This is a genomic window from Candidatus Bathyarchaeota archaeon (genome assembly GCA_026014735.1).
Lineage (GTDB): Archaea > Thermoproteota > Bathyarchaeia > Bathyarchaeales > Bathycorpusculaceae > Bathycorpusculum.
On record JAOZHT010000004.1, the window covers coordinates 206342 to 225798 of the forward strand.

A 19457-nucleotide genomic window follows, 5' to 3' on the forward strand; every position below is an offset into this window, starting at 1 on the left:
GGATGGAAACCGCTTGGTATATGTGACGAAGGCAGACGGCTCCAAACAGCTCTTTAGCAGAGAAAAGGTTGCTTTGACTTGCCTGCGGATGGGTGCCGACCGTGAAGTTGCAGACCGCATTGCACTGCAGGTGGAGCGGCACCTCTACGAGGGCATACCGACAGGCAGGATTCTGCAGCTTATCTTCAGTTTGATGCGCAAGCCCAAACCAGCCGTGGGGCACCTCTACGACCTGCGACGCGGCATAAGCCTGATGGAGCCTAAACCCGAGTTCGAAGCCTTCGTACGTGTTCTGCTCGGATACAGCGGCTTTGAAGTTAAACCCAACGTGATGCTTCGGGGGCTGTGCGGGGAACATGAAGCCGACGCCATAGCCACCAAAAACGGGGTAACCTACTTGGTGGAGGCAAAACATCATTTTGCTTACCATGCACTTACGGGGCTTGATGAGAGCCGCATTGCACGAGCCATAATTGAGGACGTCACCGAAGGCTACATCCGCGGCGTAACAGACCTCAAAATCGACTGCGCCATGATAGTCACAAACACTCGCTACAGCGAGCACGCCAGGAACTATGGGGGCTGCCGGGGTATATTGCAGGTGGGCTGGGAGTCGCCTGATGGGTTTGGGCTCAGAGAAACCGTGGAGAAACATAGGCTATATCCGCTAAGTTGCCTGCGGGGGCTGGATAGGCAGACGCGGCTGCGGCTGGTCAGCATCGGTATTGTGCTGATTCGGCAGTTGCTGGAGCAGGACTGCAGTTATCTTGAGCGGCGAATCGGTTTATCTTGCGCGGCAGCTGAGGCTTTGATGGAGAAGGCGCGGCACACCACCGAGACCCTCTGGCAGCCTACCCCGCGGCCCTAAAGCAAGTTCCCCTTCTATCCCGTAAAAATTAAATATCAACCCAGCGCTTCTTTTAGTTGACGGTTATATGGCATGGGCATAGAGTTATTCATCTTCATTTTGCTCTCCGTTACGCTGGAATGCGGCATGGGCATCCTCTACGGCGTCGCCGTGGGCTATGACCCCTGGCTGGTGTTTCCGATGGCTATCGCCATAAACTTCCTAAGCATATTCGTCGCGGTGTTTGTGGTGGATAGGCTGCTTGCTTGGAAACAGGGCTTTAAGACGTGGCTTGAACGAAGGCTCGCCAGAGGCCAAAGAATCATCGACAAATACGGCTGCCTCGGCATCGTGATGGGGATTGTGGTGCTTTCTCCGATGCAACTGGCGATTGTAGGCAGGCTGCTGGGAATAAGACCCCAAAAACTCTATCCTGCGTTGTTCCTCGCCATAATGGTGGTTGCCACCGTGTTTCTCGCCGCTGCCCTAGGCATCTTTAAGGTTCTGCTGGCATAAGCAACCATCCTCACCCTATTTCGCTGGGACACTCCATTCTGGCTCCCGCATAATCTCCATCACATCAGTGGCGGGTTGCCCCATCCGCAGAAGAGCAGCCATAATCTGCATGGGCTTTTTGGAGTGTACAAAAAAGGCTTTAAGCCCTGTGCATAACCAGTTGAGACCTTCTTCTCCATCGGGGGTTTGGAGCACACGGTTCTTGGGGCATTCCCCATAGCAGGTGAAGAGGAACAGGCATTGTTTGCAGTACCTTGGAAGCCCGCTGGATTTGGCTTCGCCAAAAGTGGTTTGCTGCTTGCTTAAAATCAGTTCCTTTAGGGGCGTTTGAAGTATATTTCCCAACAGATAATCTGGCTCCACGTAGTGGTCGCAGCTGTAGACGTCGCCGTTATGCTCCAACGCCACGTTTTCGCCGCATCTGGGGCTTAAAACACAAAGAGAAGAGTAGCCCCGCAGATACGACATCAGCACCGCCTCGAAAGTTAAAACAAAAACTTCGCCGACGTCGCCCCTTACCCACTCATCGAAGATGTCGATTAAGAAGCGCCCATACTGTTCTGGCTTCACGGTCCGCTCCGTAAGTTGGCTTCCCTGCTGATTTCCCAGCATGTTGTCTCTTTCCACGATGGGTATAAACTGCAGATAGGGCGTTTTTAGTTGGTCGCGGAAGAAGCGGTAGACCTCCAGTGGATACTGGCTGTTTTGGGCGTTTACGGTGCATAGAACGTTGAATTCAACTTGGTGCTTCTGCATGAGGCGAACGCTGTCAATGACCCTGTCGAAAACAGAGTTTCCCGCTTTGTCTTTGCGGTAGATGTCATGGAGGCGTCTGGGGCCATCTATGCTTATGCCGACTAGGAAGTTGTTGTCGTGGAGAAAACGGCACCATTCCTCATCGAGTAAAACCCCGTTTGTCTGCAGCGTATTCTCAGCCTCCACCCCCGCAGGCAAGCTGTCTTTGATTACTCCAAGGGAACGGCGGTAGAAGTCCAGCCCCATCAGCGTCGGTTCTCCTCCCTGCCAAGCAAACGTCACCGAGGGGGAACTGTGGGCTTGGATGGTTTGGCGTATGTAGGCCTGCATGACGTTGTCGGGCATCACGAAGCTGCTTTGGGGGTAGAGGTAATGCTTCTTGGTGAAGAAGCAGTAGTCGCAGCTAAGGTTGCATCTTGAACCGGTAGGTTTAGCCATCACGTGGAAAGCACAAGTTTGCGCAGGTAACCTTGGCATGTATAGTCCCCAAAATTAGTCATGTTGAACCAGACAGTGTACTTAACGATTTGTGGTTGCTAACTGCCAGCAACATGCAGGTGGATGGCAGCGGTTTTCTGTTTCATTTCTTTGGAACGGTTGGTTCAAAGTGTCCCTTAAATCAACTGTAGAGTATCCACGTAATGCTGCAGCCTGCGACGCACAGGACATGAGTTAGTGATTGGTTACTCAGAACCAGAACCATTTGGCTTTAGACGCTAAGCCAAAGCATGAAGATAAGCTAAGCGGCGATTACCCTCTTTTCCGCCACCTGCTTCAGCTTCTCAAGCGCCCTAGGCCAAGTGTCCTTAAACATCTCATTCATCTCGTCATCGCTACTATCGAGGTCAACTTCAAAGCATGTACCGCCCTCCTGAGGAGTCAACGTGTAATTCTCGTATGCTGGAACCCAGTTTTTAGCTGCCTCGCTTACGGTGTCTTCCTTGCCGCCTAAAACCATGCCCAGATGCCGGATAGATAAGAAACGGTTTTTTTGGCTTTCAGCTATCTCAGCGATCATGCCTTCTTTTTCGCCTTTAGCGTTTGTGGATAGGAAGCGGATTTTGTCGCCTTTCTCCCAGCCGCCCTCGAAGTAGGAGCCCTCCTGGAACACGCGGGTCCACTGCCTATACTTTGCGTCGTCTACAATGGCATCCCAGACTTCCTCTGGCGACGCCTCAATCATGATTTCGTAATGAAGCTTCAATAACAGTCCTCCTGTGGTTTCTGATTGCCAGAGGATATTAGGGTTTGTGACTGCAGAAAGCAGCCACGAAGCGCAGCTAAACCGCAGTTTATTTGGAGAGCTGAGGTTTGAAAATTTGGTTGAAGTTGTTTTTTTATAGTTGTTGTTGTGGCAATCCGCCTTTACACAACAACAACCTACGGTTTGCCTAAAACAAAGCATTTTGCCAACGGGCTTGGGGGAGCATTGCAGGTTGGTTGTGGAGCAAACCACAAGCAGAACAGAAATTTGATATTGAAACGTATCCTAGGGCTGAAAAATCGGTGGCATCGAGGTGCATCCGACTTTTCCATAAACTCTTACGCAGAAACGATTGACGGGATTGGTTGTCTCTAAAAGCCAAGTTGGGGTAAGTGAGGGTGAAAGTCCCTCGCTCTTAATTCGAATTGGCGCTCGGCAGCTTATAAGATGTATTCCGAATTTGGTAATATATCCATCTTCAGCATTCTCAGCGCGGCGTAGGCCACGACTGCCCCTCTGCCTGCAGGCTGCTGGGCAATGACAGATGCATCTGCATCCACAGCCACTTGCCGTTGCGGTTCTCCATAACACCCGTTAACCGCCCAGCGAAATCGATAACGCCGCCCTCCGCTGCTTTGCCATGGAAGGAGATGTCGGCGCAAAGCCACGCCACGAAGCCGGCGGCGGAAACCGCGAAGTTCTTGATACCGATTGACTCCACGGTGCCCTGTGCCCAGTCCCGTTTAAGACTCTTCTTTAAGTCGGCTAATCCGGTTCCTTTCTCGTCTGCGCCGGAGCCGAGGATAAAGATGTCGGGGTCTGGCGCCCAGAATGTAAGGAGCGTTTTTAGGTCTTGTTTTTTGTATGCGTCAAACATGCCTTTGAAGGCTAATGTGACTTCAGCTTGGGTTTTCGGGTCTGCTTTCATGGCAATTACCAAGCAAGCGTTAAGCAACAATAAACATTTAAATTTTATCAATAAAACGACGTGCTGTGAAGATTTTTGTGCCATCACTAATCTTTTTGGGCACAATCACCAGTGACGAACTAACATGCCAAAGCATAACTTGTGAAGAGAGGGAAAGCGGCATAGAAGAGTCCTGATTTCGACTTTTTTATTTTTGATTTGATTTCTGAATATTATAAAAGGAAATCTAATTTAGAAAGTTTTAAACCTTTCAGTAACTATCATAGTTTATGACTCAAAACGGGAAAGCTTTACTCGACAGTATTTGTTATACAAATCTGGGGATTATGGTTATCTTTGCCGGATTATTGATAATTTCATGGTCAAGTAAACAGTACATCAATTTCCCCCTTGCACTGGTTGTGATAGCAGCCATATCCAGTCCAGTAATTATTTATGGGCTAAAGCGCTTCACCCGCAATCGCATACATCTAAAAACCGACAATAAAACTACTAGAAAACTAGCCTATGCCGCATTGGCTCTTAATATTTCAGGCTTTATCTTTTGGGGGGCAGCAATATTTCTCGGTTTTACATCCACATTATATAATTATATCATAATAGTGGTATTGGTTGGCTGCGGGCTTGAGCTTTTAGCGATGAAATATTACCGCGATTTATCCCAAGCGCCAACCAAAATTAGCGACCAACTTGGCGGGATTTTCTGAAAACCTTACCTTCTCACGTGTCTTAATAAGTCTCGATTCTAAATTTTCCTTTCAAGGGCTTTTCCTGTTAAATAGCAAGAAGACGCCGGATTTCTTCTTCGCCTAGGCCTCTGACAAGTAGCTTCTTTTCCTTAGAAGTGGCACCCGAAACAAGCTCTATCTGTGCATGCAGCAGCTTTGTTAACTCCTTAATTATTTCCTTGTTGACTTTGCCGCGTTCCGGCTCCTCGGTAGCGTAAACCACGACTTCGCCGCCGTCGACTTCGATTTTGAATTTGGGGCTGTTGGGCTTCACATAAATGGAGAGCAGGACGCCGTCTTTGGTTTCCTTGATGCTCACGGCGTTATGCACTCGCAGGGCTCTTCGGTTTTGCCCTTCTGCTGCTGCAGCGCCCAGCTGAATTTGCTTCGTAGCGTCGTAGGATAGAACTTTTCGATGTCGAACTTGACTTTGCGTGCCCACTTCACATAGGCGGTGGGGTCAATGTAGCTTTTCAGCGATGTGCCCAAGTTGTATTCTTTTGTCAGCTTGGTTAGTTCCACGTCAAGTTTGGCTTTTTCGATGCGGGTTTGCAGCGACTCGGTTTTTTTGCCTTCCTTCTTTTTGGCTTCAAGCTGCACCTGCATCTCTTTGAGTTTAGCTTCCTTATCAGCTACGCGCTGGTCAAAGGTGGGGGGAACCTTGCGTTTGTGGTTTGCCACCTCGGCGACTTTGAGGTTCGCCATCTTCGCAGCATAGTTCTTCTTGTAGTCGGGGTCGGCTTTGGTGACACCGCTTTTTTCCAGCTCTTCCTTTAGCGTCTTGGTGCATTTCCAGGTACGAAAAACCTTCGCGGTGAGTTTAGGAACCTTCTCGGAGAGGAAGCGGCTGACTTTTTTGCTGTCGATGCCCTCGAAGAGGTACTGTTTAGACTTGTCTTTTTTGAAAGCCACAAGGTTCCTGATGACTTCAGGGGGAGCCTGGATGGTTTTTACCCAGCGGACACTGTCTTTGCCCAGGAAATCAAAGGTAACCTCGTTGCCGTTGATGGTGATGTGTTCGTCTCGAAGCGTGATTGCGCCTACAGTGTCGGCTTCATCAGGATCCTTTTCGTCGCCGACCCTCATGTTCACGGCAAAAATAAGCCACGCCACCGTCGCCACCTTGCGGCGTTCAACGTCTTTGTCCGAGAGGTTTTTGGTAATGTGCTTTTCGACTTGTCCGATTTGTTTGCCCAGGTTCTCTGCTTTCTGGAATTTCTCTTTCTCACGGTTCTGCTTTAGAAACGCGGTGTCGCTGAACCAGACGTACTTGATTTTGCCTGTTAGTTTATCTTTCCAGCTAGCAACGTACATTTTGTTTTTTTCCCAAACAGCACCAGCCCATCCTACGTCTTTTGCTTCTTTATCAGTCATCGTTGATATGTTCAGGGTTATGTCGCTTTTGGTTGGCCCTTCCTTCCATTTTCCGCGTTGTGGGTGGTCACCTCGACCAGCGAATAGACAACTAGGCTCTGCTGTCCAGTTGGCAATTTCAAGCTTTTGCCCATCTACCTCGGCGTACCCATAGGTTTCTTTCAATTCCAACCGTTTGACTTTGCGGTCTTCAGCTTGTTTCTTCTTTTCTTCTTTGGTGAAAGCTAATTTCGCTTGTTTGTCTTCTTCAATTCGTTTGCAGACATCGCTGAAGTCGATTTCAAGCATACGCTGTAAATTATTTTGAGCCGAGAACGCATTACCTATGCTTTTGAGGTAATTTTGTGTAAATTCATCTAAAAATGAGGCTTGGGGGTTATCTTCTTTGAGTTTAGTCAGGAATGCAGTCATGAAATTTTTCTTGAAAACGTTATCAGACGAGGGATTGGAGAGGGTTCTGCGACACCACGCAAACGCCAAGGGCTCACTCTTTTCTTTAAGCGAGACACTATTTTCCATTATCTTCACTGAAAAAGTGGCCTTGTAGTCGTATGGAGGCACGTATATGCCGTTGTGTTTTAGACTCTTCATAACATGTTTCATAACCATACCCCGTTCTGCCCGTAATACGGCAAAGTTTCCGTTTCTTGCCAACTAGACTTTGAACCTTAAAAACTTTAAGCACGACACACCGGTTTTATCGGGAAAAAAGCGTTTTCTGCCGTCTTGCCGCTCGGTCATTTTGCAGTTTTCTGTAGACTGCCTCGACGTTTTTGCGTTCCACATAGCCCTTGTGGGGTCGAAAGCCGCCGCCGAAGCCGCCGGGGATATGCATGAGTTCATGGATAAGCGTTTTCTCTTTATCTTCCGGGGACATCCTGTCGAAGATTTCGCTGATTACCTCTATGGTGTAGGATGGCGGCAAATTCAGCACGCCCTGCCAGACTTTGCCGAGGCCATGGATGCGGGCGATGGTGCGGCGGGCTTTGCTGCCTCTGCTGCGGACGCAGAACACGAACTGGGGCACCACATGGTAGAACTCGCATTCCTGCGCTAGCTGGTCAACTTGTTTTTTGATTTCGGGGGCTTCAAAATATTTAATCGGCAAATCGGTCCCTCTCTCTGCGGTATGCTATGGCTGTTTGGGTTAAAAAGCTGCGTGCCTACCCTATGATTTTGTTGGCGAAGGGAATCTTCTCCAGCGGATAAACAATAAGCACAGACACCGTGAAAGTCAACGCCGCCATCATAGGCACATCCAGCAGCGGATTACCCGTATAAAACGGCACAGCCCCAAGCAGCCCAAGCTGCAGAGTCTCCAGAACCATCATGTGGATAAGGTAAAGCGGCAGCGTATTTTGCCCCACCCATGCCACGAAGCGGTTGATGGCTCCGTAGCGGCTTTCGAAGCGTGCTTTGGGGGCGAGGGCAAGAAGCGCAAAGAGGGCAGCGGAGGCAATTATCATGTTGAAGCTGAGGTAGCCGTGGAAGAAGCCCGTGTAGGATTCGCCCAGCGATGCGGTGAGGAGCCAGTCGCCGATGATGGCGGCCAGCAGCCCCAACACGAAGAGGACGCCGAGTCTGCGGGGAGCTGTTTTGGTGTTTATGAGGTAGATGCCTAAGAGGAAGTAGCCTACCCAGCCCTCCAGCACCACCATCACGGGGTTATAGTTGAAGTCAGTGAAGGTGTGCACGATGGGAACAAAGACTGTTCCGGCAAACCATATCGCCAGAAGGTAAGCCATCATTCTGCGGCTAAGGTTCTTAACGAGGACACGCAGGATAGGCGTGATGAGGTAGAGTCCTATGATCAGGTAGAGGAACCAGAGGTGATAGTAGGCGCCGCCCACCACGCCCTCGGAGACGCTGCCGAAGGTGAGGGGTTTGCCGTGGATAAAGAAGTTCCAGCCAAAATACATCACGCTCCAGAAGAGCAGCGGGATGCCGATGCGGTCAAAGCGCCTCCTAAAGAAGACCCGGGGGGGCTCATCGGCTTTTTGGGGATCTAAAAGCAAGGCGCCGCTAAGCATCACAAAAAGGGGCACACCGAGGTAGCCGATTGCCGCCCAGACATCTGCTGTGAACCAGTTGAAGACATCTGTGCCGGTTGCTACTCCGGGGATGCGGTAGGGAAACCCCGAGCAATGCACCAAAATAACAAGCACTATGGCTAAGAAACGGATAAAATCGGCTGGATAGGGGGCGTCAGTTCTTCTGGGTTGCAAGCGTATCCACGATTTACCCTTCCCATTCTATATCAAAGACAATATAAAACCTATCAAAAACCGCCCGCTAGAGTTTGCCGCGGAGCAGCTTAGCTATCTCCATCCAAAACGTCGAAGTAAACGCCGCCGCAAAAACCAGCAGCCAACCCGTCGGCTCAAGCGCGGTTATCTGCAGCGCGGTTTGGATAGGCGGCAGCGTGGTGGCCACTGCCAGGACGGCGACGGCAAGCAGCGCCCAAAGCAGCATAACCCGATTCGAGCGCAGTCCCTGCCGGATTAGCGGCTGGGTTTCGGAGCGGAAATTCAACGCGAGAAATATGTGTCCCAGCATCCAGGTGGCAAAGGCGATGCTCCGCGCGTAGGTCACGTCGAGGGTGGTGTAGTAGCTGAAGAGGTATGTGGCGGTTACCGCCGCAAAGAGGCTAAGCGCGCCCAGCGTCAGCGTGCGCATCATGGTGCGGTTCATGAAGGGCTCGCGGGGGCTGCCGGGGGGCTTTTGCATGGCGCCGCGTTCCATGGGTTCCGCGACGAAGGTTGCGGACGCCGCCAGATCCATGAAGAGTTCCAGCACGATGATTTGGATGGGGGCAAAGGGCAGCGGAATCCCCAATGCGATAGGCACCAGGAAAATCGATACCAACGCCACCTTGCAGGCAAGATAGTAACGTACGCCCTTACGCAGGTTGCTATAGAGGCGGCGGCCCTCGCTGATGGCGGTCTCTATGGTGGCGAAGTTATCGTCGGTCAAGATCATGTCGGCGGCTTCTTTTGCCACGTCGGTTCCCCGTTTGCCCATGGCGATGCCTATGTGGGCTTCCTTGAGCGATGGCGCATCGTTTATTCCATCGCCGGTGACTGCGACGACTTCGCCGCTTGCACGCAGCAGCCGCACCAGCCGCAGTTTATCCTCGGGTGTGACGCGCGCGTAGATGGAGGTGGCTTTGAGGGCGGCTTTCAGGTCAGCGTCGGTCATGGAGGCGATTTCTGCGCCGGTGAGCACTTTGCCGCCATCGATGCCTACCTGCACTGCGATGGCTTTGGCGGTTTGGGGGTGGTCGCCGGTAACCATCATGACTCGGATGCCTGCCCGCTTGCATGCTGCGATGGCGGCGCGGACCTCGGGGCGTGGGGGATCAACAAAACTCACGATGCCCACCAGCACCAAATCCTGCTCCCACATTGCCCTGTCGGCGGCTTGGGGTATGCGGTGGTAGCTGAAAGCCAGCAGCCTCTCGCCGGCCTTAGCCATCTGCGCCATCGCCGCCGCCACGTTAACCCGCAGCTCAGGGGTCAGTGGCGCCTCTGCACCCTCCAGAAGCATACGCGTTGCCCTATCCAAAACATGCTCCGGTGCGCCGCTGGACAGCACCACCAGCGAGCCCCCGTACTGGTAGAGATAAGAAGCCATCTTGCGCTCCACATCAAAACTCAGTTCGTCCCGCAGTACCCAGCCCTCCGATATAGCTGCGGGGTCTGCTCCTGCTTCTTTGAGGCGCTGCAGAATCGCGTTGGACATGGGGTTGCCCAGCGGGTCAGCTGCGGAGTGGATGGCGTCGCTGGCCAATAGACCCGTGCGTAACGCGGCGTTTTCGTTGGCGCCAAATTCGCCTGCGCCCCGGATTTTGCCGTCGAAGTAGAGGTGCTCGACGCGCATTTTGTTCTCGGTGAGGGTGCCGGTTTTGTCGGTTGCGATAACTGTGACGTTACCCAAGGTTTCTGCTGCCCGAAGCCTCTTCACTATGGCGCCCCGCCGCGACAATGCATAGCTGCCTACGCCCAGAACCATCGTGATGATGATGGGCAGCTCCTCGGGGATAACTACGAACGCCAAGGATAAGCCATAGAGCACCGCTTCGCCTGCGCTGGGCTGCAAGCCCCGGATGTAGCTGAGGACTGGGATAAGGACGGCAAAGAACAGCGCCACCCACACCAGCGACATAGAAAGATGCTTCATGGCTAGCTGCAGCTGCGTCTTTGGCTCCTTGACGGCTTGGGTGATGCCTGAGATTCTACCCAGCTCCGTAGCGGCGCCCGTCTGGGTAACCAGCGCTTTAGCTCTGCCCCGCGTAACCACGGTACCCGCGAACACCATGTTAGCCTGGTCAGTTACAACGGTGTCGGGGGGCAAAACGGCGTTGGCGTCCTTGGAAACTGGAAGAGACTCGCCCGTCAGGGAAGACTCATCGACCTCAAATCCGAAGGCTTCCAGAACCCTTGCGTCCGCAGGCACCCTCTGCCCTACCCGGAGCAGCAAAACGTCGCCGGGCACCAAAACCGCTGCCTCTGCCTCCACGGCTTTGCCGTCGCGGAGCACAAGGGCGGTGGGTGGCGCAAGCTGCCGCAGCGCATTTATGGAGCGTTTGGCGCGCCACTCATTCCACACCTCGGCTAGCACAAGCAGGATTATGATGACTATTATGGCTGCGGCGTCTTGGAGGCCGCCTAGGATGCTGTAGAGGACGCCGACGGCGATGAGTAGCAGAATCATGGGTTCGGTGATTTCCTCTTTCAAGATGCCCAGAAAGCGGATTTGCTGCTGCTCCACCAGCACGTTGCCGCCGTATTTGCCAAGCCGCGATGCTGCCTCCTGCATGCTTAGCCCCTGCTCTGCATTGGAGCCTAACGCGGAAACCGCTTCTTGGGTTGGCTTGCTGTAGGCTTGACTCATCAGGGCACCGTAAAGTTAGCGGGCAATGGTTAATCTGCGAGAGGGCACGCCCTAAAAAGCTTGCGTAACCAATCACGGGAAATTTCGGTGGCTGCAAACGGCGTTTTTAATTATTTTTGTCCATTTTCCATATTACCGCGTTGGAAAGCTGCGGTCAGCCTTTCTTCTATAGTTGTTGTGGGGGACCCCTCTTTACACAACAACAACCCGCGGATTGAGTAAAACAATGCATTTTGGCATCAGACGTTAAGGCAGATTGCTGGTTGGTTGTGGAGCAAACCACAAGCAGAACAAAAACCCAATCACAACGAGGGGCAAAGTTAAAAAAAATCCAAGATATAGCCCGCAGCATCTGAGTTTGTACGTCTAAGGAATTCTTGACTTACAGAACTCGTTTAGTCAAGAAACATAGACAAAAAAGCATTTAAACTGTAAGCGGCAGAGGGCTTCTACGATTAAAGTTGGCTGTAACAAACAAGGCTAGGTGGGTGCTGCTAATCTGCGTATTTCTGCTGATTCAAGCAGCGGCGGCAACAGCAGGCAACTCTTCCTGTGAACCTAAAATTTACGGTGACACAACCGTTTACGCATCATACAACCAAACCCCAAACATAACCATAACCGTGGAGTCAATAGTAAACCAAGCAAACGCCACCACATTCAACTTTACCCTGCAAGTATCCTCGCCCTTCAAAATCCAAAACGGCCCCCTGATAAACACCACAGCGTACCATCAAAGGGGACAAGCGGGCCTTTTAGAAGCGTACTTTGACGCTGGCGTCGCCGTAGACTACGAGGACGGGATGGATAATGCACTGTGGCTTTTCGGCAAGAATAGCGCCTCTGACTTTTACGGCGCCGAATCCGCCTTGCGTAGCCACAGCTGCATAGACATCAATTTTACCCAGCGGGAAAACATCTATCATGGAACAGTAACTTTGCCGATGTGGTCCGAGGGGTCAACCCACACGTTAACCGTCTGGGTGAGAGCACAACAGAACTATCTGTCATATTTTGACCCCCTGTGGATAGCAATCTCCAAAACAGTAACCTACACAGTTGACCACACCCCACCCGACATAGCCATCCTTTGCCCAACCGCCAGCCAATACACCACCGCGAGCCTACCCTTGAATTTCTCAGTTAACGAACCCATCTCACAAGCAACCTACAGCATAGACAACAGTGAAGCCCTATGCACCGAGGGAAACCAGACCCTAACAGGTTTGACCATCGGCGAGCACAACATTACAGTCTACGCCTGGGATAACTCGGGAAACATGGGGACCTCGCAGACAATCAGCTTCAGCATAAACCCGCCTGCCCAAGCAGCAGATGTACTCCTTGAAATTGCCGCGGTTGCCTCCGTGGCCGCCGTGGTTGCGGCTGCTGGTTTAGTGGTCCACTACAGAAAAAAGCAGCAGCCTTATGGTTCCTAAAAGGCGCAGTCAAGAAACTTTGACTGAACAGCCGTCGGCTTAGTCAAGAAAATTTGACGAATACGCTTTTATTGCCACCAGCCAAACAACGCTTGATAGCTATGAAGAGTAAATTGCAGGCAGCATTGTTGGCGTTGGCGGTTCTGCTCTGCAGCGTCGCCGTTATCGTTAACTTTTCAGGCAACCCGCAGATGCCTGCAACCGTTGACACACCAGAACCCCCCGAGGTCATTGCAGAAAACTACAATATCACGTCTGGTTCACCGTTGATTGCCAACGAAATCATCGATAACCTAACTATCAACGGCGGCTACCCAACAATCCAGAATTGCACCGTCCACAACCGAGTCATCGTTAAAGGCGGCTCTCCCACTTTTATCGGCAACGTGATTGAGGACGGAATCCACGCCGACGCCAAAGAAGGACCAGTAACCATCACAGACAATACGATATTTTCCAAGAGCAGCGTTCCTAACATTTACCTGCAGGGAATCCACGCGGATGTTTCAGGCAATGAGATAGTCGGCAACTTCTCAGATGGCATCTACATTTATCTGGGGGTTAGCTCTGCCTCAATCAAACAAAACCTAATCTACAATTGCCAAAATGGAATATACCTGTTTACGGGTGTTGAACAGCAGTCAGAAATTATCGGAAACGCAATTTTCAACAATTCGGTGGGCATAACAAACGGCGATGGAGAACCCCTTATCAAAAATAATACAGTTACACAAAACGTTATAGGAATCGAATGTTACCGATGCATAGCGCAATATAACAACATCTACAACAACAGCAAGTACAATTTTGAGAACCCGCATCTCATACATAGACGCACTAAATAATTGGTGGGGCACAAGCTACACAAGTGAGATAGGTCAAACGCTGTATCACGATGACCGCTACCAAGGGGGAATTAATTTTGTGCCTTACCTAAATGCACCCAACCCGGAGACACCCGCCCTACCTACAGAATTCCATTCCCTTTCCACCCCAACTTCCCCGCCTACCCCAACCCCCATGCCCAGCCAAACACAAACCGTCCCAGAGGGCTTTTTGGGGTTAGGTTGGTTGCAGGTTGCGGTGTTGGCGGCGACGGCGGCTTCTGTGGGCTTGGCTGTTGGGGTTTTTGTGCTGCGTCGAAGAGCAAAACCCGCGTGATAGGTGAGGTGCTTTTGGGGTAAGCAGAGTGGAATTCACAAAACAAGCCGCCTCAGCCCCGCCCACCTTTCCAGGCGGCATAGCGGAAAACGTGTCCATTTGAATTTATGCGGAAACTATGGGCAGTATAAATAGAGGGGGGATAGACGGGCAGGAGCAAACGTGTCTGATCTATCTGTTTACCAGTACAGGAAATATGGCTGCTCTGCTTGCATACCGCTGCATCAGTTAGCTAACAGTTGCATTCGGAAGCTTGGTTTGGGTGCGAGAAGTTTATTTTTTGCCCCTGCATATAGGAGCGGTGAGAGGGAAACATATTGAAACTCAGCACCAAACTCGTCTGCATATGCATAATCTGCACGGTCCTAGCCGTGTCATCTGCGGCTGCCCTGGCTGCTCCAACCGCAAGCTTGAGCTGGTACAAGAACAACGGCTACGGCATGGGAAACGACATTGGCGGTCAGTGGACCCTAACCGCAGAAGTCTCCTCCGACGTTGAACGCGTCGAATTCTACCTCGACGACGAGCTCCAGCAGAACATCACCGCCTCCCCCTACAAGTGGAGCTTTAACACCGCAGACTTCAGCCTCGGAGAACACACCGTAAAAGCCGTCGCATACAATGCCCAGGGGCAAACCTTTGTGGCGCAGGCAGACCGCAACTTCGTCGAGTTCTCGCTGGGTTCTATCTGGGTGATAATCGCTGTGGTTATTGTGGCTGTGGCGGTTTCGCTTGTGGCACTGCTGATGTGGGTTAATAAAAAGGAAGCTAAAAAAGGGAAAAACTAGATTTTCTTGCTCTGAGATGCATTCTCCAGCGCCACCACACCCGGCAGCTTCTTACCCATCAAAAACTCGATGAGTGCGCCGCCTGCGGTGCTGATGTAGCCGAGTTTGCCGCCCAATCCATACTCCTGGATGGCTGCGATGGTGTTTCCGCCGCCTGCCAAGCTGAAGGCTTTGCTTTCTGCGATGGCCTGGAACACGGTTTGGGTGCCGTAGCAGAACTGGGGATCCTCGTAGACGCCCATGGGGCCGCTGACCACGATGGATTTGGCCTGCGAGATGATTTGGGCGTAGGCTGCGGCGGTTTGGTGTCCGATGTCAAATATCTGGTAATCCGTGGGGAAAGTGGATAAATCGATTTCTTTGCGGCTACCACCAAAGTTCAATGCAAGATCAGTTGGCACCACGATTTTTGTGGGGTACTGCGCCATCAACTCTTTGATGCCGTCCACATACTGCAGCAGCTCTTTTTTGGCGAGAAACTCCATAGCGGGCTTGCCCAGCGGAACCCCCTTAGCCGTCAGAAACAACTGCGAGGTGACGCCGCCCACCAAAATGTAGTCCGCTATGCCTTTGCCCAGCACGTACTTGCTGATTTCGAGGCTGTCGTCGGCTTTGGCGCCGCCCATCACGTAGACGCAAGGATGCTCAGGGGACTCCACGATCTTGCTAAGCGAAGTCAACTCACGCTGCATGATGCGCCCCGCCGCTGAGGGCAAAACCGCAGTGAAACCCACCATTGAGACGTGGCCGCGATGAGCTGCTGAGAAGGCATCGGAGACAAACAGGTCCGCCAACGGAGCCAGATTCTGCACCAAGGCGGTTTGGGATTGCACCTCGGGGCTTCCGCTTTTGGTTTCCCCGTCCCAGCCCCGCACGTTCTCCAACACCAAGATTTCGCCGCTTTGCAGGGCTTTGATGGCTGCTTTGGCTTTGTCGCCGAAGAGGTCATCGACGTACTTCACGGGGCACTGGAGGATGCCTTGGAGCACTTCAGTGTGGCTTTCAAGGCTGGTGTAGTCGGCGTCGCCTTTGCGGCCCTGATGCGCAATCACCACTACCTTGGCGCCGCGTTGGGCGAGTTCAGCAAGGGTGGTTTCTGCGTGGGCGCGGATTCGCACGTCAGAGGCGACTTTTTTGGTTTGGGGATCAATTTCTGAGTTGAAGTCTACACGGACAAGAACAGTCTTGTTTTTTACGTCAAAATCGTCGAGGGTTTTGTATTTGGGCATGCCTATCACTCATGTTAGCGCTATAGACAAAAAGGAAAAGAAAGAAAATTTAAAGCTTGCCGCTTAGGCTAAGCCTGCTTTTTTGCCGACGAGCTCGATGAAGTCAACCATGCGGTTGCTAAAGCCCCACTCGTTATCATACCACGAGAAGACCTTCACAAAGTTGCTTTTCTCGCCCAGAACCATCGTTAACTCGGCGTCAAAGACGCTGCTGTAGGTGCTGTGCAAAACGTCACTTGACACGATGGGGTCCTCGGTGTATTGGAGGATACCTTTGAGTTCACCCTCGGCGGCGCTCTTCATGGCAGCGTTGATTTCGGCTTTAGTGACTTCCTTGCCTAAAACCGCGGTTAAATCCACGATGGATACGTCGGGTGTTGGCACACGCAAAGAGATGCCGTTCATTTTACCACTGCAATCAGGCAGCACTTCCCCGATGGCTTTAGCTGCGCCGGTGCTGGTGGGGATGATGTTGATGGCTGCGGAACGCGCGCGGCGGAGGTCCTTGTGGACGGTGTCGAGGATGCGCTGGTCGTTGGTGTAGCTGTGGCAGGTGGTCATGAAGGCTTTCTCTAAGCCGAAGCTGTCTGCGAGGACTTTGCTGATTGGGGCAAGCGCGTTGGTGGTGCAGCTTGCGTTGGAGAGGATGTTGTCTGTTTCGGGGTTGTAGGTTTCGTCGTTTACGCCCAAAACGATGGTTCTGTCAGGGTCCTTGGCGGGCGCAGAGATGAGCACTTTTTTTGCTCCTGCTGCCAGGTGCTTGGAGGCGCCTTCGCGGTTAGTGAATAAGCCCGTGCTTTCAACGGCAAGGTAGACGCCAAGCTGCTTCCAGGGCAAATTGGCGGGGTCACGTTCCTGGATGCATTTGAGGACTTTACCGTTGACGACGAGGTCGTTTCCCTTTGCCTCGACGGTGCCGGGAAAGCGTCCATGCACGGAGTCATATTTTAGCAGGGTCGCATTGGTTTTTGCGTCTGCTAAATCGTTTACTGCAACAAAATCGATGTTAGCGTTTTTTTCGATGGCTGCTCGGTAGATGAGTCTGCCGATTCTTCCAAAACCGTTGATTCCAACTTTTATCGCCATAAACTGTTTCACCTATAAGTATGCTTGTAAAATCGAATCTAAGTTTATTAATTTTTTGACAACCACAAAATCAGGCGCAACTAACCAAGCGCCAAGCAACATCGGGGAGGCGCCGGGAGGGTTCTATGTGGTCTCTGAGGAAGCCCACAGGAACTGGAAGTACTCCCGCGCAAACCCCACCAATCCCACGTGGTTGCTCCAAATCACAAGGCTCGGTTTATCCTCGCCGAGGAACAGCATGGCTTCTTTGCCGTCTGAGATGACGCCGCCGCCGAACATGTGGTCACGAATCCGCAGCTCCCCCAGCCCACTGAATTTCTTAAGAAACTGCCAATCCTCTTTTTTACCCGCCGCCATCAACTTCACCGTAACCGACTTCTTCAAACCACCCCCCAGCATCGGCTCAGCCAACGCAATCACGGGCTTAGCAAACTCGGGTGCAGCAATGACGATTTCCACAGATGCCTTCTTGAGTACCTCCTCAAGCTTAGTTAGCACCGCCTGTTGCCCCCGCAGAATCAGCATGTCAGGGCGCTCAACGAGTTCACGTTTCTCGTAGAGGGGCTGCAGGCTCTCTGCAACGGTGTTTTCCCACTGGGCGTATTTGTCTTCAAGGCGGATTTTGGTGGAGCGGGCAGCTTCCAGCGGCGGCACGGGATGGTATTTGAAGGGGCGGCTTTCGCTGCTTTTTATCCAGTCTTTCTCTTTTAAGCTGTTGAGGACCTCATACATTTTGCTGTAGGGCACGTTGGCTTGCTGGCTGACTTCCATAGCCGTCATCTGTCCACCCTCCAGCAGGGCAAGGTAGGTGTCTATTTCGTAGGCGTTTAAACCCATTTCTCGTAGCGCAACTCGGGTCTGCTCGTTTACAGCCATGCTTTTCCCCTCAATCACCTTAGGAAACGTTTGGAAACATTATTATCGTTACTCTGCTCTTAAGCACTTCGAAAATAACGCTTACCTGACAGAAGGCAAATTGTGCATGAAAGATATTAAACCGACAAAAAGCATCTGCCCCGAATGCCTAAAGCCGATTGACGCAGTCATCTTCGAAAACGACGGCAAAGTCTTCATCAAAAAAGACTGCGCAGAGCATGGGCACTTCGAGGAACTCTACTGGTCCGACTACGACCAATATGTCCGCGCTGAAAGCTTCCGCAGCGAAGGCACAGGCGTGGAGAACCCCCGAACCGAAAAGAGTCGGGGTTGCCCCTATGACTGCGGAATATGCCCCGAACATCACTCCCACACGGCGTTGGCCATAATCGACATCACTAACCGCTGCAACCTCAAATGCCCAGTCTGCTTCGCCAACGCCAACTACGCTGGCTACGTCTATGAACCCACGATGGAGCAGGTTGTGGGTATGCTGGAGAATCTGCGGGCAACCAAACCGGTGCCGGCGCAGGCGCTTCAGTTCAGCGGCGGAGAACCCACTATCCGCAAGGAACTCCCCGCGATGGTGCACAAAGCCAAGGAACTCGGCTTCAACCATGTTGAAGTCAACACCAACGGGCTCCGCATCAGCCAAGACGTCGAGTACTGCAAGGAACTCAAAGAAGCAGGAGTCAGCACCATTTATCTGCAGTTCGACGGCTTAACACCAGACGTCTACAAGTATATCCGCGGCGTGGACTTGCTGGATATAAAAATGAAGGCTGTTGAGAATCTGCGTGCAGCTGGCTGGAACAGCGCCGTCCTCGTCGTAACCTTAGTTAAAGGTGTTAACGACGGCCAACTCGGCGACATCATCAATTTCGCCGCTAAAAACAGCGATGTTATCCGATGCATAAACGTGCAGCCTGTCTCACTCTGCGGGCGCCTACCGCCAGATGAGCGAGAAAAAATGCGCATAACCATCCCTGACTTCATGAAGAAAGTCGAGGAACAAACCGGCGGCGTAATCAAAGTCGGCGACTTCTACCCTGTTCCCGTGGTGGTTCCGGTTTCTAAAGCCGTTGGAGCCATCAAAGATAAACGCTACGTCGAATTCACCGCGCATCCCCACTGCGGCATGGCAACCTTCGTGTTCATCGAAAACGGCAAAATCACGCCCATCACCCACTACGGCAACATCGATAAATTCGTAGGCACCCTCAAAGGCGTCTACGAGGACGCAGCCAAAGGCAACAAGAGCAAAGCCAAAATCCGCCTCGCAGGCTCCGCACGCCACATCAGCTTTGGATTCCTACGCAAATACGTCCTCAAAGTGCTTCTGGAAGGCGACTACAAATCGCTAGGTGACTTTGCCCGCAACGCCGTGCTTATTTCCTCGATGCACTTCATGGACCCCTACAACTTTGACCTCGAACGCGTGTCACGCTGCGTTATCCACTATGCTGTGCCAGATGGACGCATCATACCTTTCTGCACCATGAACTCGATACATAGGGCTGAAGTGGAGAAGAAACTTGGCGTACCCATCAAAGAGTGGCAAAACAAACATAAGGTTGAAATAAGCCAGACTATCTAGAAGGGCAGAATTAAAGAAACGGCAAGGTGAAATCA

Annotated in this window: 19 protein-coding genes; 8 read left to right on the forward strand and 11 right to left on the reverse strand. The window is 52.0% G+C overall.

Going from position 1 to position 19457, the window contains the following annotated elements; translation table 11 throughout:
- Positions 1 to 22 precede the first annotated feature (22 nt).
- A complete protein-coding gene (locus tag NWE93_13590) occupies positions 23 to 868 on the forward strand; it encodes a restriction endonuclease (protein ID MCW4001261.1) in 846 nt (281 codons plus the stop codon).
- Between the two features lie 72 nt (positions 869 to 940).
- Positions 941 to 1363 (forward strand): small multi-drug export protein, encoded by a 423-nt coding sequence (locus tag NWE93_13595; protein MCW4001262.1) that lies wholly within the window; start codon positions 941 to 943, stop codon positions 1361 to 1363.
- A 15-nt stretch (positions 1364 to 1378) separates the two neighbouring features.
- Here NWE93_13595 and NWE93_13600 read toward each other — a convergent pair whose 3' ends face one another.
- The 3 genes from NWE93_13600 to NWE93_13610 form a co-directional block, all read right to left on the reverse strand.
- The gene (locus NWE93_13600) at positions 1379 to 2596 is read right to left on the reverse strand and encodes an anaerobic sulfatase maturase (protein MCW4001263.1); all 1218 of its coding nucleotides are present in this window, start codon (positions 2594 to 2596) and stop codon (positions 1379 to 1381) included.
- A 262-nt stretch (positions 2597 to 2858) separates the two neighbouring features.
- On the reverse strand, positions 2859 to 3323 hold the full coding sequence (locus NWE93_13605) for an SRPBCC domain-containing protein (protein ID MCW4001264.1): 465 nt from the start codon (positions 3321 to 3323) through the stop codon (positions 2859 to 2861).
- Positions 3324 to 3810: 487 nt separating this feature from the next.
- Positions 3811 to 4251 carry a nuclear transport factor 2 family protein gene (locus NWE93_13610; GenBank protein ID MCW4001265.1) on the reverse strand — a complete coding sequence of 147 codons (441 nt, stop codon included), beginning with the start codon at positions 4249 to 4251 and terminating at the stop codon, positions 3811 to 3813.
- A 269-nt stretch (positions 4252 to 4520) separates the two neighbouring features.
- Between NWE93_13610 and NWE93_13615 the strand changes: the two genes are divergently transcribed.
- Positions 4521 to 4958: a hypothetical protein gene (locus tag NWE93_13615; GenBank protein ID MCW4001266.1), complete on the forward strand. Its 438-nt coding sequence runs from the start codon at positions 4521 to 4523 to the stop codon at positions 4956 to 4958.
- 67 nt (positions 4959 to 5025) lie between these two features.
- On the opposite strand, the gene NWE93_13620 is transcribed toward NWE93_13615, so the two are convergent.
- From NWE93_13620 to NWE93_13640, 5 genes are all read right to left on the reverse strand, one after another.
- On the reverse strand, positions 5026 to 5310 hold the full coding sequence (locus NWE93_13620) for a DUF167 family protein (GenBank protein ID MCW4001267.1): 285 nt from the start codon (positions 5308 to 5310) through the stop codon (positions 5026 to 5028).
- Positions 5295 to 6944 (reverse strand): DNA topoisomerase I, encoded by a 1650-nt coding sequence (locus NWE93_13625; GenBank protein ID MCW4001268.1) that lies wholly within the window; start codon positions 6942 to 6944, stop codon positions 5295 to 5297. Before NWE93_13625 ends, NWE93_13620 begins: the two co-directional genes overlap by 16 nt.
- Before the next feature lie 106 nt (positions 6945 to 7050).
- A complete protein-coding gene (locus NWE93_13630; GenBank protein MCW4001269.1) occupies positions 7051 to 7461 on the reverse strand; it encodes a putative metallopeptidase in 411 nt (136 codons plus the stop codon).
- 55 nt (positions 7462 to 7516) lie between these two features.
- Entirely contained in the window at positions 7517 to 8578 is a 1062-nt protein-coding gene (locus NWE93_13635) for an acyltransferase family protein (protein MCW4001270.1), read from the reverse strand.
- A 67-nt stretch (positions 8579 to 8645) separates the two neighbouring features.
- A complete protein-coding gene (locus NWE93_13640; GenBank protein MCW4001271.1) occupies positions 8646 to 11246 on the reverse strand; it encodes a cation-transporting P-type ATPase in 2601 nt (866 codons plus the stop codon).
- 488 nt (positions 11247 to 11734) lie between these two features.
- Between NWE93_13640 and NWE93_13645 the strand changes: the two genes are divergently transcribed.
- From NWE93_13645 to NWE93_13660, 4 genes are all read left to right on the forward strand, one after another.
- The gene (locus NWE93_13645; GenBank protein MCW4001272.1) at positions 11735 to 12685 is read left to right on the forward strand and encodes a hypothetical protein; all 951 of its coding nucleotides are present in this window, start codon (positions 11735 to 11737) and stop codon (positions 12683 to 12685) included.
- 101 nt (positions 12686 to 12786) lie between these two features.
- The gene (locus NWE93_13650; GenBank protein MCW4001273.1) at positions 12787 to 13530 is read left to right on the forward strand and encodes a right-handed parallel beta-helix repeat-containing protein; all 744 of its coding nucleotides are present in this window, start codon (positions 12787 to 12789) and stop codon (positions 13528 to 13530) included.
- Complete coding sequence (locus tag NWE93_13655; GenBank protein ID MCW4001274.1) at positions 13493 to 13846, forward strand: hypothetical protein; 354 nt, start codon at positions 13493 to 13495, stop codon at positions 13844 to 13846. Before NWE93_13650 ends, NWE93_13655 begins: the two co-directional genes overlap by 38 nt.
- A 317-nt stretch (positions 13847 to 14163) precedes the next feature.
- Positions 14164 to 14634 carry an Ig-like domain-containing protein gene (locus NWE93_13660; protein MCW4001275.1) on the forward strand — a complete coding sequence of 157 codons (471 nt, stop codon included), beginning with the start codon at positions 14164 to 14166 and terminating at the stop codon, positions 14632 to 14634.
- Here the strand turns inward: NWE93_13660 and NWE93_13665 are convergent.
- The 3 genes from NWE93_13665 to NWE93_13675 form a co-directional block, all read right to left on the reverse strand.
- Positions 14631 to 15863 (reverse strand): phosphoglycerate kinase, encoded by a 1233-nt coding sequence (locus tag NWE93_13665; GenBank protein MCW4001276.1) that lies wholly within the window; start codon positions 15861 to 15863, stop codon positions 14631 to 14633. The genes NWE93_13660 and NWE93_13665 overlap by 4 nt on opposite strands.
- Positions 15864 to 15926: 63 nt before the next feature.
- A complete protein-coding gene (gene gap / locus NWE93_13670; GenBank protein MCW4001277.1) occupies positions 15927 to 16949 on the reverse strand; it encodes a type I glyceraldehyde-3-phosphate dehydrogenase in 1023 nt (340 codons plus the stop codon).
- Positions 16950 to 17072: 123 nt separating this feature from the next.
- A complete protein-coding gene (locus tag NWE93_13675; GenBank protein MCW4001278.1) occupies positions 17073 to 17825 on the reverse strand; it encodes a hypothetical protein in 753 nt (250 codons plus the stop codon).
- Between the two features lie 106 nt (positions 17826 to 17931).
- Between NWE93_13675 and NWE93_13680 the strand changes: the two genes are divergently transcribed.
- Positions 17932 to 19422: a radical SAM protein gene (locus NWE93_13680; protein MCW4001279.1), complete on the forward strand. Its 1491-nt coding sequence runs from the start codon at positions 17932 to 17934 to the stop codon at positions 19420 to 19422.
- Positions 19423 to 19457: the final 35 nt, after the last annotated feature.

Coding starts and splice junctions, on each gene's coding strand:
- NWE93_13680 (MCW4001279.1), top strand. CDS start 17,932: ATGAAAGATATTAAACCGACAAAAAGCATCTGCCCCGAATGCCTAAAG.
- NWE93_13640 (MCW4001271.1), bottom strand. CDS start 11,246: ATGAGTCAAGCCTACAGCAAGCCAACCCAAGAAGCGGTTTCCGCGTTA.
- NWE93_13625 (MCW4001268.1), bottom strand. CDS start 6,944: ATGAAGAGTCTAAAACACAACGGCATATACGTGCCTCCATACGACTAC.
- NWE93_13615 (MCW4001266.1), top strand. CDS start 4,521: ATGACTCAAAACGGGAAAGCTTTACTCGACAGTATTTGTTATACAAAT.
- NWE93_13650 (MCW4001273.1), top strand. CDS start 12,787: ATGAAGAGTAAATTGCAGGCAGCATTGTTGGCGTTGGCGGTTCTGCTC.
- NWE93_13610 (MCW4001265.1), bottom strand. CDS start 4,251: ATGAAAGCAGACCCGAAAACCCAAGCTGAAGTCACATTAGCCTTCAAA.
- NWE93_13595 (MCW4001262.1), top strand. CDS start 941: ATGGGCATAGAGTTATTCATCTTCATTTTGCTCTCCGTTACGCTGGAA.
- NWE93_13675 (MCW4001278.1), bottom strand. CDS start 17,825: ATGGCTGTAAACGAGCAGACCCGAGTTGCGCTACGAGAAATGGGTTTA.
- NWE93_13665 (MCW4001276.1), bottom strand. CDS start 15,863: ATGCCCAAATACAAAACCCTCGACGATTTTGACGTAAAAAACAAGACT.
- NWE93_13600 (MCW4001263.1), bottom strand. CDS start 2,596: ATGCCAAGGTTACCTGCGCAAACTTGTGCTTTCCACGTGATGGCTAAA.
- gap (MCW4001277.1), bottom strand. CDS start 16,949: ATGGCGATAAAAGTTGGAATCAACGGTTTTGGAAGAATCGGCAGACTC.